Origin of the sequence: Bacillus sp. SIMBA_154 (assembly GCF_046536015.1) — a bacterium.
Taxonomy (GTDB): Bacteria; Bacillota; Bacilli; order Bacillales; family Bacillaceae; genus Bacillus; species Bacillus pumilus_P.
This window is the reverse complement of sequence record NZ_JAWJBV010000152.1, coordinates 1-299: the sequence shown is the minus strand read 5'-3', so window position 1 is coordinate 299 and position 299 is coordinate 1. Positions and strand designations below refer to the sequence as shown.

General features: G+C 41.8%; 1 protein-coding gene. It reads left to right on the top strand.

What is annotated here, in order from left to right; translation table 11 throughout:
• Nucleotides 1-38: 38 nt before the first annotated feature.
• Nucleotides 39-299, top strand: a 261-nt coding sequence (locus tag R0K30_RS21525) for a TniQ family protein (RefSeq protein ID WP_410612832.1), incomplete at its 3' end; no start/stop codon positions are given.

Here is a 299-nt window from a genome sequence, read left to right as displayed (position 1 = left end):
AAGGAACAAATCGATTTAGATATTTTGGAATCTTTTTCATGGTTTACTCCAACAAGAGGCCAAAGGGAACTCAAGCTCACTTAAAGCCTTGGCCGGTACGTACACGCCCATTGGAAGATGAGTTATTAAGCTCATGGTTAATACGGACCAGCTTTGATAACTTTAGTAGCCCTACAGACCTCGCCAACTATATTTTTAAGCGGCAAGGCTCTTGGTGCAAAGACTTAGATAGACAAATTCCCGATACCAAACTTTCCATATTATCCGCACTATCCAACGTTAGCGAACAAAGGCTGACT